This is a genomic window from Roseibium marinum (assembly GCF_002906165.1).
Lineage (GTDB): Bacteria > Pseudomonadota > Alphaproteobacteria > Rhizobiales > Stappiaceae > Roseibium > Roseibium marinum.
In genome coordinates this window covers 361,286-378,208 of record NZ_PPCN01000001.1, presented here as the reverse complement: position 1 = coordinate 378,208, position 16,923 = coordinate 361,286, and the positions used below count along the sequence as shown (strand labels likewise).

The following is a 16,923-nucleotide window of genomic DNA, read 5'->3' as shown; positions in this document are numbered from 1 at the left end:
ATGCGGCCTGACTACGTGGATTTCCATACGCATCTCGACCTCTATCCGGACCTCGCGCGAGCGATTGCGGCCTGCGAACGCGAGCGAGTAGCGACCTTGGCGGTCACGACGACCCCGAAGGCGTTTGAAAGGAATGTCGAACTGTCCGCAAACAGCGACTTCGTAAGAGTTGGACTCGGTCTGCATCCGCAGCTTGTCGCCGATCGGCACCTGGAGATCGACCTGTTCGAGAGACTCTTGCCGCAGACGCGTTACGTCGGGGAGATCGGGCTTGATCGCGGACCCGCTCATTATCGCTCTTTCGAGCTGCAACAGTCGGTCTTCAGCCGAATTCTTCGAGCCTGCGCTCAGCAAGGTGACAAGATCGTGAGTCTGCATAGCGTCAGGGCGACGAAACCGGTCCTGGATATGCTCGACGAGCATCTACCGCCAGATCGGGCGGGCGTCGTCTTGCATTGGTTCACTGGCAGCAAGGCTGATGTGCGTAGGGCCGTTGATCGCGGCTGCTACTTCTCCGTGAACGAGGGCATGCTCGCTTCCGCGACCGGCGAACGCGTAATGCGCGAAATACCAATCCACCGTGTACTGACCGAGACGGACGGCCCTTTCCTCACTCGCGGTGATAAGCCGATCACCCCTGGCGATGTTGGTCGTGCCGTTGAAATGATTGCTTCCTCCGTCGGTTCGACAATCGAGAGCGTCCGCTCCCAGATACTCTCAAATCTCAAGAGTCTCGTGCAGAACGACTAGGCGACGCCTTCTGGGGCATTGGTTGTACGTTCAGAGTTTGGCGGGACCGCTCGGTGTTTTCCAGCGCGGGCGCTTGCCACGCTCGACTGCGCGATGAATCGCGACAGGGCTTCGCGTCGCGCGGATCGATCCAGCGCGTAGGCGGTGTGTTTGAATTCAACGCCTGCGAGGAGGCCCTGAATGTAACCGGAGACGGTGTCGGCCGCCATGATGAGCACGCTGTCGAGCGAGTGGATGTACTTGCTCGTGATGGATCCTGTCGCATGCCCCACAAGGGCGGCGATTGTGCTCTCCGTGAAACCGAGATCGTTCGCCATGCTGGCGAAGCTGTGCCGGAGGATGTGGGCGGTGAAATCAGGAAGTTCGGGACCGCCGAAGATCTTGTTCCATTGGTTCGGGAAGCTGCCGAAGGTGTCCGAACCTCGTGTCCCGGGAAAGACGAAGTCCCCCGCCACCAGTTTCCTGCGCTCCTCAAGGAGTTCGATGACGGGCAAGCCGACCGGCCTGGTCGAAGCGCCTTCCTTGGAATCCGCGAGGCGCAAACAGCTATTCTCGAAATCGACCTCGCTCCATTTGAGGGAGAGGATCTCCCCGCGGCGGCAACCGGTTAGTGCCAGCAATCGCGTGATTGCCACTGTTGGAGCGAGTTCGGGATCGTTGCCGGCCTTGCGCAGCATCACCCCGAGAATGCGGTATTCGTCTTCGCTCAACCGGCGATCGCGGACCTGATCCTTGGGTTTCCTAATTCCGTGGGCAACGTTCTGTTCGACGATCCCCATGCTGATCGCATAGGTGAGCATCGAACCTGTAAGGCCAACGCATTTGCTCGCCGTGCCTCGTCCACCGCGCAGGATCGATACGCCCCGCTTCTTGCCGGTCTTTCTCACGGCGCGCGTCTTCCCGGCGATAACGTCGTTCATCATCTTAGTGACGTCGGCCTTTGTCAGATCTTGAACGCGCCGCTTGCCGATCAGCGGAACGATATGACCGCGAAGCTGGCCGATGTTCACAGAGACGGTTGAGGGACGTTTGGGACGCCCGCCTTTCCCCATGATGAGGCCTGCTTCCATGGCTTCGATATACTGGTCCGCCAGCTCCTTCACGGTCATCGCATTGCGATCGAGCTGTCGCTCGTCCGCAGGGTTGTCGCCTTGGGCGACCTTACCGAGTTGCACGCGCGCTTCTTTTCGGGCCGTTTCCGGCGTCCAGACCCCGTGCAATCCGATCGCGTAGCGACGCGATCGGCCGGCGGCGCGGTACTGGATAATGTAGCTGCGCTTGCCCGAAGCAAAGACTCGCAGCCCGAAGCCGGGCAGATCGTCATCCCAGACGATGTAGTCCTTGTCGCGGATTTCCACGGTGTCGACGAAGCGTTTGTTGAGTTTTGCCATCTGAAGGTAAACCTTTCCGGCCCGCCTTCAGACTGGCTTCTCACGTAAGCATTGCGTAATCAGCCGGGCGAAAGCTGCGACCTGTTTCTGGATAGAAGCTTCGGGGAGCCGACCGGAAAAGACAATGTTATTCAGCGTCTTATCGTGCCCTGTCGCGTTCTATCGTGCATTTAGGAAAGGTATCGATATCGCCTCCGAAGGCAGAGGTCACAGGTTCGAATCCTGTCGGGTGCGCCAGATTTTTCAAAACTTTAGATATGTTCGACTGGCTCCGGCTTGTGAAGAAGTAACCGCGCGCCATCCAAATGAATTCTGTCGGCTCGATCCGTGTTTTCCGGGATCAAAGCGGCGGTACCAGGCAGGCGCGACGGAGAAGCCTCGGTTTCCGGAGCAGCGGACCGCGTTGATACGATGCAGCTCATGCTAAAATTTGTGAATTTGGACGCGCTTTTCATACAATTGAAACAAAAGGGAAAATTTTTCATTTTCTCCGCACGGACAGTCATCAAGGGGGCTCTGGTTTTCGTGTTCCGGCGGCGCAAAACGTAGCCCTGGACGAGAAACCTATCGACAGCCTTTTATTTTTGAAATAGAGTTTCAAAAATAATAATAGATGGAGACGGCGATGAACGCCCTACTCCTGTGTTCACAGTGATGGAAAGGGAGGTTTCATCAAATGCAGAAATTCAAGGCCGGTATTCTAGGTTTGGCTCTGACCGCGATGTCCATGACGGGTGCCGCGGTTGCGGAACCGATCGTGATCAAGGTTGGTCATTCCTCCGAAGCCGAAACGATGCTGCCGGGCGCTGGCCGTACCGCCGGCGTCAATGCGTTCAAGCACTATATTGAAAGCCAGTCACATGGCGAGATGGTCGTTGAGGTCTATCCCAACGGCGCACTCGGCAACGGCCGCGCCATTGTCGAACAGGCACAGGTTGGCATCATTCAGGTGGCCGGCGCCTATACGTCGATCATGGTGCCTTTCGCACCCGAGATCGCGATCACCCAGATTCCCTATGTCTTCGACAGCAACCTCACCGCATGGAAGGTGATGGAAGGCCCCGTCGGTCAGGAGCTGGCAGATCTGTTCCTGAAGAACACCGGCCTGCGCGTGCTCGGCTGGGCCGATGGTGCGGGCTTCCGCAACATCTATTCCGAAAAACCCGTTCACAGCCCGAAAGACCTAGAGGGCATGACCATGCGCGTTCCGGAAAACCCGGGCCTTCTGGCAATGTTCCGCGCATGGGGCAGCAAGACGGTCACGATCACCTGGAGCGAACTCTACACCGCTCTGCAAGCGGGCATGGCCGAGGGCCACGACACCGAGCTTTATTCGATGTACTCCAAGAAGCTCTATGAGGTGAACCCGCATGTGACGGTGACCCGGCACAGCTACAACCTGCACCCGTTGATGATGAACGAAGAATTCTTCCAGTCGCTGTCTCTGGAACATCAGAACATCGTTCTTCAGGCCGCGGATCTTTATACCCGCGTCGGCAACGCGCATTCCTATCTCAGCTCCCTCGTCGTTCAGGAAGCCATGGAGAAGGAAGGGGCGGTGTTCTATTATCCCACCGCGGAAGAAACCGAACAGTTCCGTGCACTGGGACAGCAGCCGTATATCGATACCATCGTTCGCAAGATCGGTGAAAACGGTCAGGCCTGGGTCGACAAGATCCTTGCAGCCGCGGACGCTGCCCGCGAAGGTTCCTGATCCCTCGATTATAAGGGCGGCCGGACCATGGCCGCCCTTTTTGTTTTCTGTCAGATTGACGAACAAGGGCTTCATCAGGCTCAAGGTGGTGTAAACCGCTTCGGCTGATGCGTGCCCGAAACGTCACAGGACCACTTGGATCGCTCTACATGAAACGGGTCGCGGAGCTGTATCAGCTCTTTCTGGATTACCTCGAACGGGGCACGCTCCTCGTTGCGATGATACTGGTCGCTGGGCTGTTCCTGATCAATGCCGCCGGCATTGTAACCGAACAGGTCACGGGCAGTTCCCTTGTCTGGGTGGAAGAAGTCAGCAACCTGCTGTTCACCTGGGTCGTCTTTCTGGGTGCCGGGGCGATTGCCCGGCGGGGCGGTCATATCGGCGTTGATATTCTCCACGATTTCTTTGCGCCGAAAGTCATGGCCGCACTGCGCGTTCTGTTCGCGGCACTCACTTTGATCGTGGTCTGGGTGATGGTCTACTACGGTTACAAGATGGCTCTCTTCGTCGGCCGTTCCCAGACCTCTCTCTACCTCGATATCAACCTTTACTACTATTACCTGTCGATCCCCGCGGGCGGTTTGATCCTTGGACTCAACGCCATCGGTTCGGCTCTGCCAGGTGCCCCTGACCAAGAAAAGCTGAAGATTGAGGAAGCAGAGCTATGATCGGTATTCTTGTCGGCAGTTTCATCCCGATGCTTCTGCTCGGGGTGCCAATCGCACTCTGTCTCGTACTGATGACGATTTTCGTCTTCATCGACATGGGCAATCCGCTTCTCTTCCTGCAAATTCCGCAGCGCATGTTCACCAGCACGGAGAACCTGCTGCTGCTGGCCATCCCCTTCTTCATCATGGCCGGCGAGATCATGAACCGGGCCAAGATCACCGACCGGCTGATGACGCTGTCCGGCGCCCTGGTCGGATGGATCCGGGGTGGTCTGGCCCACACAAACATCATCGCCAGCATGTTCTTCGCGGGCATCACCGGCTCGGCTGTCTCCGATACGGTGGCCGTCGGCGGGATCATGATTCCGGCGATGAAGGAAAACGGCTACGACGAGGACTACAGCGCGGCAGTCACCGCCTCGAGCTCGGTGATCGGTCCGATCATTCCGCCGTCCATCCCGATGCTGCTCTACGCCTCGGTGATGAACGTTTCTATTGCCGGCCTGTTCCTCGGCGGATTGTTGCCAGGCATTCTGGTGGCGCTGTTCCTGATGGCAACGGCCTATCTCGTGGCCGTCAGAAAAGGGATAGGCGAACGCGTTCCCTTTGTCGGTTTCGTCAATCTGTTGATCGCCATCCTGCGCGGCATTCCGGCCCTGCTCCTGCCGGCCATCATCATGGGCGGCATTCTGGGCGGCTTCTTCAGCCCGACCCAGGCTTCCGCGGTCGCCGTGATGTACGGGCTGGGGATAGGTCTTTTTGTCTATCGCACGCTGAGCTGGGATGACATCGTTCATGTCCTGAAGCACACGGTCACCGCGACAGCGATGATCATGTTTCTTCTGGCCTGCGCCAAGTCCTTCAGCTGGCTGGTGAGCTACTACAATCTGGTTGAACATGTGACGCTCGCCTTCGTTCACCTGACCGAAAACAAGTATGTCTTCCTGCTCCTTGTGAACATATTGTTCCTGGTTTTGGGCATGTTCCTGGACATGGGCTTTGCCATCATCGTGCTGGGACCGCTGATCGCGCCGATCGCTTATCAGTACGGCGTGGACCCGATTCACTTCGGTCTGATCACCTGCGTGAACCTGACGATCGGCCTGGTGACGCCACCATTCGGACTGGTGCTGTTCGCCGCCTGCGGAGTGTCGGGAGTGAAGCTGGCGCGACTTAGCGTGGCGATCTTGCCCTTTGTCGCTGCCGAGATCGCCGTTCTCCTGCTGATTACCTATGTGCCTTTCTTCACAATGTTCTTCCCGCGCCTCTTCGGCTTCGCCTGACGCGGGACGGCGCCACATCAAAAAACGGCCGCTCCCAGGGGCGGCCGTTTTCTTTTCAAGATTGCTATTTTACCGCGTCAGGCGCCAGCGGCTTTCGCCTCTTCAAGCAGCAGGGCGGAAGGCTTCCAGTGTGGACCGATTTCCTCGTGAAAGCGGGTAACGTCAGCGGCAACCTGGGCAAGTCCGGTTTCCCGGGCGTAGAACATCGGACCGCCCCGGGTCCGGGGCCAGCCGTAGCCGTTGACAAAGATGACATCGAGATCGCCGGTTCGCTGGGCAATTCCCTCCTCGACGATCTGGTAGCCGGTGTTCACGAGCTGCCAGAGGCAGCGGCGAAGTATCTCTTCATCCGTCACCGGACGGCGCCTGATACCCTTTTCGCGCGATACATCCTCGATCAGCTTTTCCACCTCCGGATCCGGGACCCCGCGCCGCGCTCCTTCTGGATAGAGATACCAGCCACGACCGGTTTTCTGACCGTATCTTCCGGACTCGGCCAGACGATCGGCAGTCGTGAAAGGATAGGGAGTTTGAGACCCGCGTGCCTGACGGATGCGATAGCCGACATCGAGACCGGCGAGATCCATCACCGACAGAGGCCCCATGGCCAGACCCCAGTCGGTGAAAACCTTGTCGACCTGCCAGGGCAAGGCGCCCTCCTCGATCAGGATCTGGGCCTCGCGGTTGAAGTTGATGAACATGCGGTTGCCCGCGAACCCATCGCAGACACCGACAAGGACCGGGATTTTGCCGATGCGCTGGCCGAGAGCCATCGAGGTGGCGATCACGTCCTTTGCGGTCTTCCGCGCGCGCACCACTTCCACAAGCTTCATGATATGTGCGGGCGAGAAGAAATGCAGACCGATCACGTCCCGCGGACGGCTGGTCGCCTCGGCGATCTTGTCGATGTCGAGCGTCGAAGTGTTGGTGGCCAGGATCGCGCCCGGTTTGCAGACCGCATCCAGCTTTGCGAACACCTCGTGCTTGACGTCCATCGCCTCGAACACGGCTTCAACGACAATATCCGCATTCGCCACAGCCGCGAGATCCACAGAGCCGGTAACCAGGCCAGCGCGGGCTTGCGCCTCTTCCGCTGAAATACGGCCCCTGTCCCGCATCGTCTCATAGGTCTGCCGGATCCTGGCAAGGCCATGGTCCAGACGCTCCTGCTCCTGTTCGATGACGCGGACGGGAATGCCGGCATTGGCAAAACACATCGCAATGCCGGTTCCCATGGTGCCGGCCCCGATAATGCCGGCACTTTCCATCGGGCGAAGCGGCGTGTCCGCTGGAACATCCGCGATCTTGCGGGCGGACCGTTCGGCGAAGAAGATGTGACGCTGCGCACGCGCTTCGGAAGAAGCGTTGAGTTCGTGGAAGGTGTCGCGTTCCCAGGCGAGCGCCTCGTCGATCGGAGCCGAATAGGACATGCGCACGGCCTCAACGCCCTTGAGCACCGCCATAGCACCGCGCGAACGGCGCAGGTGGGGTTCCGCCGCGGTCTCCAGTTCATCCGCGGAGCCGGGGACAGTCAGGTCCCGGACCGGGCGGCGCGGCAGACCCGCTTCCACGGTTTGCGTGATCCTGGCGAGCGCTTCTTCCTCATCGGAGACGATGGTTTCGGCGATGCCCAGTTCCAGCGCCCTGGAGGCATCGATGGGTGTGCCGGTCAGGATGATGTCCAGCGCCTTCGGTCCGCCGATCAGTCGCGGCAATTTTTGTGTACCGCCGGCGCCTGGAATGTTGCCGAGATTGATCTCGGGAAAGGCGAGCCTGGCCTGAGGAAGCAGGTAAATGTAGTCGCAGCCGAGCGCCAGTTCGAAACCGCCGCCGTAGGCGATGCCATTGATGATGACGACAACCGGTTTCGTGCCCTCTTCGAGCCGCGCGATCAGGTCGGTCAGGTAGGGCTTCTTGCGGCCGGTGTCGAATTCCGTGATGTCGGCACCGGCGGAAAAGAACTTGCCGTTCCCGGTAAGCACCGTGGCCCTGATTGCCGGGTCGGCCTCGAAGCCGCGATGCGCCTCGGAAATAGCGCCGCGCAATGCGTGCCCGAGAGCGTTCACGGGCGCGCGCTGCATGCGGATTATCCCGAGCGGACCGCGGGTTTGCGTATCGATGAGATTTTCCATGATGTCCTGTGTCTCCGCTGTCAAAGCGTGGCCTGGGTGCCGAAAATGGCCGTTGCCTGATGCGACAGCGTGATACCGTTACCGTGGCAGAGCACGGTCTCGACATCACTCACCTGCCGGTCTCCCGCCTCGCCGCGCAGCTGCCGGGTGGCCTCGATCAGGGTGAAGACGCCATACATGCCGGGATGGCAGAAGGAGAGCCCGCCGCCATTGGTGTTGACCGGCAGCTCGCCGCCGGGAGCGATCCGCCCGCCGGAAACGAAGGCACCGCCTTCGCCTTTCGGGCAAAAACCGAGATCCTCCAGGAACAGGATTACATTGATGGTAAAGGCATCGTAGAGCTGCAGGACATCCATGTCCGACGGTTTCATGCCGGCCATGGCGTAGGCCCTTTCGCCGGAATCCTTCGCGGCCGTGCTGGTAAGGTCCGGCATTTCGGACACCGCCCGATTGTAGGAGGCCACACCGCCGCCGAGGAAATAGGCGGGCGTTTTCCTCAGATCGCGCGCCCGGTCGGCGCGGGTCATGACCACGGCTCCGGCACCATCGGTCAGGAGACAGCAGTCCCGTACGGTGAGCGGCTCCATCACCATGCGCGCTCCCAGAACATCGTCGATGGAAAGCGGGCCGCGTTCGAATGCCTGCGGGTTTTTCCGCGCCCACAGGCGCGCGGAGACAGCCACCTCGGCGAGCTGCTCACGCGTGGTCCCGAATTGCGCCATGTGCCTAGCCGCGGACATGGCGTAGGCGGTCATCGGATAGCGCGGCTTGTGAGGGACTTCATAGACCGGCTGCTCCGTTGCCGGAACCATCCGGCCCGCGCCCGAGCGCATGGTGGCGCCGTAGCAGATCAGCGCCACGTCGCAGAGCCCGGCCTGGAGCGCCAGGGTCGCGGCCATCGCATGGGCCACGAAGCTGGAGCCGCCGGTATTGGTCCCGTCGATCCAGCGCGGCTGGATACCGAGATATTCGATGGTCGAGATCACCGGGAAAGTGTGGCTCATGTTGGCGCAGAAGATGCCGTCCACGTCGGACAGTTTCAAACCCGCGTCGTCCAGCGCTTCGCGTACCGCGAGCGCCTGGATATCCATGGCGTTGAAGCCCGGGGCTTCGCCAAGGCCAGCCGTACCGACACCGACAATGGCCGCGCCGCCGCGCAGGGAAGATCCGTTCGCAGTGCTCATGCCGCGCCCTCCTCTCGATCGAAGACGACCGCGCGGGCACCGTCCTCACCCTCGAACCGGGCGCGGACGCGCATGCCGATGCGGATGTCTTCCGGCGCCGTACCTGGCAGATGGCTCATCATTCTCGGCCCTTCATCGAGATCAACCAGGACGATGGCATGGTTGATCTTTTCAGGTTCGCCCGGTCTGGAGCGCCGGTGCAGGACGGTCAGTGTGTGAACGGTGCCGCGTCCGGAGACGGGACGCCACTCAAGCGAGAGCGACGAACAATGCGGGCAAAGGATGCGCGGCATGAACACTGCCTCACCACAATCGTCGCAGTATTGCAGCCAGAGGCGTCCGTCAGCGACGTGCTCCTGAAAAGCCTGATCGGGCCCGGCTTTGGGTAAGCTGGCCATGTTTCCTCCCTTTCGTACGCCACCTCAGCTAGACGGCGGCGGTCACTTATCTTTCCTGGGTTATTTAAACTAAGTGTTCGCAATGCGAAACTATGTTTCAATATATGCTAGCATTCCGAAACCAGACTGGCAACCGGAGCATGGCTGGCGCAAAAGCTCTGTTCGCTTGTGCGCCGGCGGGATGTTTTCTATCAAGAAGCGCAAGACGCGATGGAGGGTGTGAAATGAGCAGCAGCGATAAAGAGGGCAAGACGGACCGCCAATTTGTCGCGTCCCTTGAGCGCGGACTGAGGATCATGTCGGCTTTCCAGCCGGACGATCGCGCGCTTGGCAACCAGGATCTGGCGGAACGGACCGGCTTGCCAAGGCCGACAGTCTCACGCTTCACCCATACGCTGCGCAGCCTCAACTATCTTGCCTATCACCCCGACACCGGGCGCTACAGCCTGACGCCGCGGGTCATGGAGATGGGGCGCGCGGCTTTCGTGGCCACCGAAATCCGCGACATTGCTTGTCCCGTGATGGAAACCCTGGCCGAACTGGGGCCGTTTTCAGTGGCGCTGGGCGTCCCAAGCGGGTTGAATATCCGGTATCTGGAACTGCGGCGGCGGCCCGAGGCCATCGTTCTCAATCTGGATGCCGGCGCCCTAGTGCCAATGCTGCAAACGGCCATCGGAAGAGCCTATCTCGCCAGTCTCACCTCAATACAACGGCAGGATCTTCTGGCCCGACTCGCGGAAAACGACCCCGACCTGTTTGCCGCGCAGGAAGGCAGCGTGAAAGCCGAAATTGCCGCTTGTGACAAGCAGGGCTTCGCCTGCTCGTTTGGAGGCTGGTGGCCGGAGTTGAGTGCCGTGGCGACCGTCATCCGGTTCGTCGACGACGGAGACCCTCTGCTTTTATCCATTTCCGGCCTGTCCTCGGTCCTCACGGCCGAACGCCTCAAGGGAGAATATGCGGCGGCGCTTTTGAACTCGGCGCAAGTGATCGAGAGCCGTATGCGCAGAGCCTTTCACCGGTAGGTCTGGCGATTGAAGTTCCGATCTGAGTCACTCACTTGAATTTCGCTATGCGGACAAATGTTTTAAAAATACTTGACCCGACCGATCTCCTGAATGATAAAGACCTCAACGATGAGCCTGGAGGAGATGTAAATGGCTGGGAGCGCTCAAGGGGCGGCCGAGGGAGCGGCGGACCTTTCCGACGAAACAAATGACAAAAGCGATCTCTTTGACCGGCTCACAGGCCTGATGGCGCCCCGCAGTGTTGCGGTGATCGGCGCCAGCGCCAACGCGCAAGGCTGGAGCGGTGGAGCGGTCCCCGTTTTGCGGCGCCTTGGCTACAGAGGCAAGATTTTTCCGGTAAACCCGAAATACGAGGAGCTGAACGGGTTGCGCTGCTATCCTTCAGTATCCGCGATCCCCGAACCGGTCGATGCCGCCCTGATGTTCGTACCACAGCGGGTCCTGCCGGGCATTCTTGAGGAATGCGGTCAGAAGGGCGTACGCGGCGCTGTCATCCTGGCGTCCGGTTTTTCCGAAACCGGCGAAGAAGGCAGAAAGCTGGAGGAAACGCTGCGCGAGGTCGCCAACCGCAATCGGATCGCGATCTGCGGACCCAATTGCCTCGGCCTTGCCAATCTGGACAGCGGCTTCATGGGCCTGACGGCCGCAACCTTCCCGGAAGACATGTCGGCGGGTCATACGGCCCTGATTTCCCAGAGCGGTCAGCTTTTGATGGTGATGCTGTCGCGGGCGCACGACCAGGGCGTTCACATGCGCTATCTGGTCTCGACCGGCAACGAACTGAACGTCGAGGCCGCCGATTACGCCCGATGGGCTTTGGAGGATCCGGAGATCAGGTCGGTCTGCATGGCCCTGGAAGGCCTGCGCAGCCCGGACCGTTTCCTTGACCTGGCCAAGCGGGCGCGGGAAGTGGAAAAGCCCCTGATCGTTCTGAAGCTGGGCCGCAGCCAGAGGGCCGCGCGCACCGCGCTTGCTCACACCGGCAAGATGGCCGGCGCTTTCCGGACCTATGAGGCCGTCTTCCGGCAAAACAACATTGTCTCGGTCGACGATCCGCTGGAGCTCGCGGATGTTGCCGCGCTGTTCGAGAAATGCCCCGCGCCGCACGGTGAGCGCATTTCCGTGGTCACCTTCTCCGGCGGCTGGAGCGGCGTCATGGCCGACCAGTCGGAGGCACTCGGATTGCCGATGGCGGATTTCACCGGGGAGACCGTTGAGAAGCTGAGGCCGCTGCTCGATTTCACGCCGCCGGTCAACCCGCTCGATCTCTCCGGCAACGTCAACAATCATCCCGAACGCTGGGGTGCGGCCCTCGAGGCGGTTCTGGCGGATGCAAACACCGACATCATGGTCGTCTTCATTCATCAGGTGCGCGAAGCCTGGCGCGGACGGCTGATCGAGCCGGTTCTGGAACTTGCCAAGACCGCCGGCAAACCGATCGTGATCGTCTACGACGGCGGCAAGATCGTAGAGCCCGGCTGGGATTTCCTGGCCGCCGACAAGTCGCTGCCGATCTATCGCGGCAGCCAGCAAATGCTGAAGGCACTGAAGCGCTTCGTGGAGTACCACAAACGCAAGTCAGCCTCACAAGGCGACAGTGACTGGAAACTGCTGGACATCGAGGCCGGTGCGGACGAGACGGTGGAGAAGCTGCTTGCAGCGTCAGGGCGCAGCCTTTCCGAACACGCGGCCAAGGAAGCCCTGAAGTCCTACGGCCTGCCAATGGTCGGCGAGACGCTGGTCCGGATCGAGGCCGACGCCCTGTCGGCCGCCGAGGAAATCGGATACCCGGTCGTCATGAAGGGACTGGCCGATGGCATGGAGCACAAGAGCGAAGCCGGTCTGGTGCGGCTCAACCTTGCCGATGCCGACGCGGTTCGTACCGCCTTCGCCGATCTGAGCGGAAAAATCGACGGCTACAAACTCGGGGATGCGCCTGCCGCCTGCCTTGTCCAGAAGATGGTCACAGGCGGCGTGGAAGCGATCCTCGGCATGCAGAACGATCCCGATTTCGGACCGATGATCCTTCTGGGTGTGGGTGGTGTCATGACCGAGCTGATGAACGATGTCGCCCTCCGCCGCGCTCCGTTGAGCCAGGCGGATGTCGCCGAGATGATTGACGAAACCCGTCTGAGTCAGCTTCTGGAAGGCTATCGCGGCGCCGAGCGTGCCGATCGCGCGGCGCTTGAAGAGGCCGTGCTGCGTCTGTCGGCCTTCGCGGTCGCCCATGCCGACAGCATCGACAGCATCGACATCAACCCGCTGATTGTCCTGCCGCAAGGCGAGGGCTGCATCGCCGTGGATGCGCTGATCATCAAGCCGGAGAACCAGGCATGACGGACCTGCTGAACAGCCCCGGGGATCAGGCCTTCCGTGAAGAGATCCGGGAATACGTTGCCGGCGAGCTTCATCCCGACACCCGCGCCAGGGTTTCGCGCGGTGCGCCGCTGACCCGCGAGGATTTTTCACGCTGGCAGAAAAGCCTCCACGCGAAGGGCTGGGTCGCACCGGCCTGGCCGAAGGAGCATGGCGGACCGGGCTGGACCGCGCGCCAGCGCATTATCGCCGATGAGGAGATGTTCCGCCTGCACACCCCTCCGCTGCCGGGCTTCGGGTTGAAGATGATCGGACCGATCCTGATCCAGTTCGGCGCGCTCGAGCAACAGCAGCGGTTCCTGCCGCGTATCCTGTCGGGTGAGGACTGGTGGTGCCAGGGCTTTTCCGAGTCCGGTGCCGGCTCCGACCTCGCGTCGTTGAAGACCAGGGCGGTGCGTACGGACGGCGGCTGGCTCGTGTCCGGTTCGAAGACCTGGACGACCTACGCCCAATACGCCAACTGGATCTTCTGTCTCGTGCGGACCGATCCGGACGTGAAGAAGCAGGAAGGCATCTCCATGATGCTGATCGACATGTCCCTGCCTGGCGTCTCCCGCCGTCCGATCCGGCTGATAGACGGAACAGAGGAGGTGAACGAGATCTTCCTCGATCAGGTGTACGTACCTGATGACCTTGTTGTCGGCGAAATCAACAAGGGCTGGACCTACGCCAAGGCGCTTCTGGAACATGAGCGCTTCGGCATCGGTGGTATAGGCCGCTCGAAGCAACTCCTTGCAAGAGTGCGCGAGGCCGCGGATGCCTCCGGCCGCGCGGGGGAACCGGAGATCGCCAATGCGCTCGATACCCTGGAAATCGACATCATGGCTATCGAAGCGACCACGCTGCGCCTGCTCGCAGCTGTCGAGGCGGGTGTGAAGATCGGCGCGGAGACCTCCCTGCTGAAGGTGCGGGGAACGGAAATCCAGCAGGCGCTCACCGAGGTGATGCTTGATATCGCCGGTCCGGCCGCCCTAGCGGCGCGTGATAGCGCGGGAGTGCAAGAGCCGTTCGAGAACGCCGTCTATCAGTTCCTTAACTGGCGCAAGCTTTCGATCTACGGCGGCAGCAATGAAATCCAGCGCAGCATCCTGGCGACCCAGGTCCTGGGCCTCAAATAAGCGGAGCGTTTCATGATTGATTTCAAACTGCCCGATGAGGAAACGCTGCTGCTGAAAGCAACGGCGGAGCGGTTCATAGCGGATCATTACGAGTTGGCGCTGCGGAATGAAATGCTTACCGCTTCCGCCGGCCAGTTGCCTGCCCACTGGGGCGAAATGGCCGAACTCGGTTGGCTCGCAGCTCCTGTGAGTGAGGAGGCCGGTGGACTTGGTCTGACGCCCAGGCAGGTGGTTCCATTCATGAGCGTGTTGGGCGCGGGCCTTGTTCTGGAGCCGATTGGCCCCGTGGTCATGCATTGCGCGCCGACGCTCGCCAGAGCGCTGCCATCTGACAAGGCCGCGGCTGCGCTGGCGCCCGTTCTGGCCGGTGAAAGCATCGAATTGATCGCGGCCGGTCCCGCCAATGCCCCTATCCGGGCTACGCGTGAGGGCGATGACCTCGTGTTGACAGGTTCCGTGCCCCTGCTGATCGGCGGCGCGCAGGCTGCGGCCTTCTGGGTCGTGGCGGAATGCGAGGGCGCGCCCCTACTTGTCAGGGTTCCCGCCGGTGAAGCTTCGGTCGAAGCGTATCGCGTGGTCGATGGGCAATCGGCCGCCAGGGTTTCCTTCAAAGGCGTCCGCCGCGCGGCGCCGGAAGCCATTGCCGGATGCGAAGAGGCCCTTGCCTACGGCAATGATCTGGCGATGGTTGGCAAACTGGCGGAACTGGCCGGTCTGATCGACCGGCTTTACCGCGAGACTCTCGAATACATGAAGCTGCGCGAGCAGTTCGGGCGTCCGATCGGCCGCTTCCAGGTCATTCAACACCGGATGGCGGACATGTTCATCAAGCGGGAGGAAGCGCAGTCCATGGTGTTCTTGGCCGCTGAGGCGATGGCAAGCGACGATACGGCCTTCCGCTCGAAGCTTGTCTGCGCGGCACAGGTCAAGATCTACGACAATGCGCGCGCCGTGCTGCGCGATGCGGTCCAGCTCCATGGCGGCATGGGGGTCACCGATGAACTTCCGGTGGGCCATATGGTCAAACGGTTGTTGCTGCTCACCCGGCTCGACGGTGGCCGGATGGCCGGTCTCCGGCGTTTTCGCGCGGCGGCCTGACAGAGTTTAAGAAGCTCTTCCCAGAGAGAACCGTGACTTGCCGGGGCGTCCGCCCCGGCTTTTTTTGTTCAAAGGGTCATGCCGCCGTCGACGACCAGAACGTGACCGGTCACCATGGCGGCCCCGGCGCAGAGATAAAGCACCGCCTCGGCGATATCCTCGGGAGAGGACCGGCGTTTCAGAACCGCCTGATCCCGGGCCCACTGCTTGCGCTCCTCCGGCCAGTCCTCCGTCCAGGGGGTTTTCGTCTGTCCCGGCGCCACCGCGTTGACCCGGACCTCGGGCGCGAGCCCGCGCGCCAGACTGCGGGTCAGGCTCACCAGTCCGGATTTGCTTGCCGCATAGGCGATTGAGCTGCCCTGCTGCCCGATGCCGGCGATCGATGCCATGTTGACGATCGCGCCCCGGCTTTCCTTCAGGGCTCCGGCTGCCGCATGGGCGCATCTGAACGGGCCGATCAGGTTGGTTCCCAGAAGGAGCCGCCAGAAATCCTCTGTCATCTTGTCGAGTTCGGAAGGCGGGATCTTGTCATGGGTGCCGGCGGTGCCGGCATTGTTGATCAGATAGTCCAGCCCGCTCATTTGCGCGACGGCGGCCGTGACCATGGCTTCGGCGTTGCCCGGAACAGAGACGTTGCCGGGTGCGGAGAGGACCTTGAGCCCCTTTTCCGTGAGCTCGGCCACCTTCGCCGGACCGATCGGGTCGTCCTCCAGATGGTTGATGGCAACCGTTGCGCCCATCTCCGCCATCATTGTCGCGCAGGCAAGCCCGATGCCCGAGGCACCGCCCGTCACCAAAGCGCGTTTTCCTGTCAGATCAGCATGGATCATTGTTCCTCCCCCATGAGTGCTTGAAGTTGTGTCTTGAGCCGCAGAAGTCGTAGATCGCGTTCCTGGAACAGCTCTTCGGCGGACGCGCCGCCGTAGTCGTAGAAACCGGCGCCAGAGCGGACACCGCCGCGCCCGGCCTCGATCAACCGGTCGAGGACCGGACTTTCGCCCGTGTTCCGGGGCGGCTGATAGGTGCCGCCGGCGATACCGTTGCGCACCATTTCCAGTCCGGTGTAATCCATCTTGCGCATGTGCCCGAGAACGGCGAGGCGTTCGGTCAAACCGTGGCGGATCGAAAAATCGATGTCTTGCGCCGAAACGCCGAATTCGTCGATCATGCGCAGGCATTCGAGATTAAGCGCAGCCTGCAACCGGTTGGCGATGTAGCCGGGCACAAGATGCTTGAACACCTGCGGCGCCTTGCCGAAGCCTTCGTAAAGCGCCTTCAGCGCCGGGATGATCTCTTCATCCGTGTGAGGTCCCGGAGCGAGGTCGACAAGGTCGACGATGTAGGGCGGAGTGTACCAATGCGCGATCGCCGCACGAGCTTGCCGGGCCTCCGGGATCAGCGGGAAGATGTCGAGATAGGACGTGTTGCTGGCGAGGATGGCCATGGCTGGCGCGAACCGGTCGATTTCGGCGAAGACGCCCCGTTTTATTCCGGCCTTCTCGACAACGGCCTCAACGATCAGGTCCGCGTCCCGGACAGCCTCGGCCAGTGTCCCGGCTGGAGCGATCCTGCCGAGTGCATCGTGTTCTTGTCCTGCCGTGATTGCCTCCGCCTCACGAAGTGTGGCGCAGGCAGCCCGGATCATTGCAGGTGCGCCGTTCAGCACATCCGGGTTGCTGTCGAATAGATTTACCCGGCAGCCGCCCAAGGCGTGAACGAGGGCCAGCGCATGGCCCATGGTGCCCGCACCGATTACGGCAACGCGCTGGATCTCCAATGTCTTCCT

14 protein-coding genes are annotated in these 16,923 nt (G+C 61.1%); 8 read left to right on the top strand and 6 right to left on the bottom strand.

Translation table 11 applies throughout. The annotated features are described in order from the left end of the window. Entirely contained in the window at nucleotides 1-750 is a 750-nt protein-coding gene (qatD, locus tag CLV41_RS01775; RefSeq protein ID WP_103220559.1) for a Qat anti-phage system TatD family nuclease QatD, read from the top strand. On the opposite strand, the gene CLV41_RS01770 is transcribed toward qatD, so the two are convergent. After that, the gene (locus tag CLV41_RS01770; RefSeq protein ID WP_103220558.1) at nucleotides 747-2,141 is read right to left on the bottom strand and encodes a tyrosine-type recombinase/integrase; all 1,395 of its coding nucleotides are present in this window, start codon (nucleotides 2,139-2,141) and stop codon (nucleotides 747-749) included. The two genes, qatD and CLV41_RS01770, sit on opposite strands and share 4 nt — an antisense overlap. 676 nt (nucleotides 2,142-2,817) lie before the next feature. Here CLV41_RS01770 and CLV41_RS01760 point away from each other — a divergent pair. From CLV41_RS01760 to CLV41_RS01750, 3 genes are all read left to right on the top strand, one after another. Next, nucleotides 2,818-3,855: a TRAP transporter substrate-binding protein gene (locus CLV41_RS01760; RefSeq protein WP_103220556.1), complete on the top strand. Its 1,038-nt coding sequence runs from the start codon at nucleotides 2,818-2,820 to the stop codon at nucleotides 3,853-3,855. Nucleotides 3,856-4,004: 149 nt separating this feature from the next. Next, complete coding sequence (locus tag CLV41_RS01755) at nucleotides 4,005-4,523, top strand: TRAP transporter small permease (protein WP_170107087.1); 519 nt, start codon at nucleotides 4,005-4,007, stop codon at nucleotides 4,521-4,523. Further along, nucleotides 4,520-5,806, top strand: coding sequence for a TRAP transporter large permease (locus CLV41_RS01750; protein WP_103220554.1), 1,287 nt, complete (start codon nucleotides 4,520-4,522; stop codon nucleotides 5,804-5,806). Before CLV41_RS01755 ends, CLV41_RS01750 begins: the two co-directional genes overlap by 4 nt. A gap of 77 nt (nucleotides 5,807-5,883) precedes the next feature. Here the strand turns inward: CLV41_RS01750 and CLV41_RS01745 are convergent, their stop codons facing one another. The 3 genes from CLV41_RS01745 to CLV41_RS01735 are packed head-to-tail and all read right to left on the bottom strand — an operon-like array spanning nucleotide 5,884 to nucleotide 9,520. Continuing rightward, nucleotides 5,884-7,938: a 3-hydroxyacyl-CoA dehydrogenase NAD-binding domain-containing protein gene (locus CLV41_RS01745; RefSeq protein ID WP_103220553.1), complete on the bottom strand. Its 2,055-nt coding sequence runs from the start codon at nucleotides 7,936-7,938 to the stop codon at nucleotides 5,884-5,886. Between the two features lie 20 nt (nucleotides 7,939-7,958). Beyond that, nucleotides 7,959-9,122: a thiolase gene (locus tag CLV41_RS01740; protein ID WP_103220552.1), complete on the bottom strand. Its 1,164-nt coding sequence runs from the start codon at nucleotides 9,120-9,122 to the stop codon at nucleotides 7,959-7,961. Then, nucleotides 9,119-9,520, bottom strand: a complete 402-nt coding sequence (locus CLV41_RS01735) for a Zn-ribbon domain-containing OB-fold protein (RefSeq protein WP_103220551.1) — start codon at nucleotides 9,518-9,520, stop codon at nucleotides 9,119-9,121. The genes CLV41_RS01740 and CLV41_RS01735 overlap by 4 nt, the downstream gene beginning before the upstream one ends. Before the next feature lie 224 nt (nucleotides 9,521-9,744). On the opposite strand from CLV41_RS01735, the gene CLV41_RS01730 reads away from it, so the two are divergent. The 4 genes from CLV41_RS01730 to CLV41_RS01715 all read left to right on the top strand — a co-directional run bounded on the left by CLV41_RS01730 (nucleotide 9,745) and on the right by CLV41_RS01715 (nucleotide 15,137). Then, nucleotides 9,745-10,542, top strand: a complete 798-nt coding sequence (locus CLV41_RS01730; RefSeq protein ID WP_170107086.1) for an IclR family transcriptional regulator — start codon at nucleotides 9,745-9,747, stop codon at nucleotides 10,540-10,542. 132 nt (nucleotides 10,543-10,674) lie between these two features. Continuing rightward, nucleotides 10,675-12,882 carry an acetate--CoA ligase family protein gene (locus CLV41_RS01725; protein WP_103220549.1) on the top strand — a complete coding sequence of 736 codons (2,208 nt, stop codon included), beginning with the start codon at nucleotides 10,675-10,677 and terminating at the stop codon, nucleotides 12,880-12,882. After that, entirely contained in the window at nucleotides 12,879-14,039 is a 1,161-nt protein-coding gene (locus CLV41_RS01720) for an acyl-CoA dehydrogenase family protein (protein WP_103220548.1), read from the top strand. The genes CLV41_RS01725 and CLV41_RS01720 overlap by 4 nt, the downstream gene beginning before the upstream one ends. 12 nt (nucleotides 14,040-14,051) lie before the next feature. Next, nucleotides 14,052-15,137, top strand: coding sequence for an acyl-CoA dehydrogenase family protein (locus tag CLV41_RS01715; RefSeq protein ID WP_103220547.1), 1,086 nt, complete (start codon nucleotides 14,052-14,054; stop codon nucleotides 15,135-15,137). A gap of 68 nt (nucleotides 15,138-15,205) precedes the next feature. On the opposite strand, the gene CLV41_RS01710 is transcribed toward CLV41_RS01715, so the two are convergent. Both CLV41_RS01710 and CLV41_RS01705 read right to left on the bottom strand, forming a co-directional pair. Next, a complete protein-coding gene (locus CLV41_RS01710; protein ID WP_103220546.1) occupies nucleotides 15,206-15,967 on the bottom strand; it encodes an SDR family NAD(P)-dependent oxidoreductase in 762 nt (253 codons plus the stop codon). After that, nucleotides 15,964-16,914: a 3-hydroxyacyl-CoA dehydrogenase family protein gene (locus CLV41_RS01705; protein ID WP_235867037.1), complete on the bottom strand. Its 951-nt coding sequence runs from the start codon at nucleotides 16,912-16,914 to the stop codon at nucleotides 15,964-15,966. The genes CLV41_RS01710 and CLV41_RS01705 overlap by 4 nt, the downstream gene beginning before the upstream one ends. Nucleotides 16,915-16,923 lie beyond the last annotated feature (9 nt).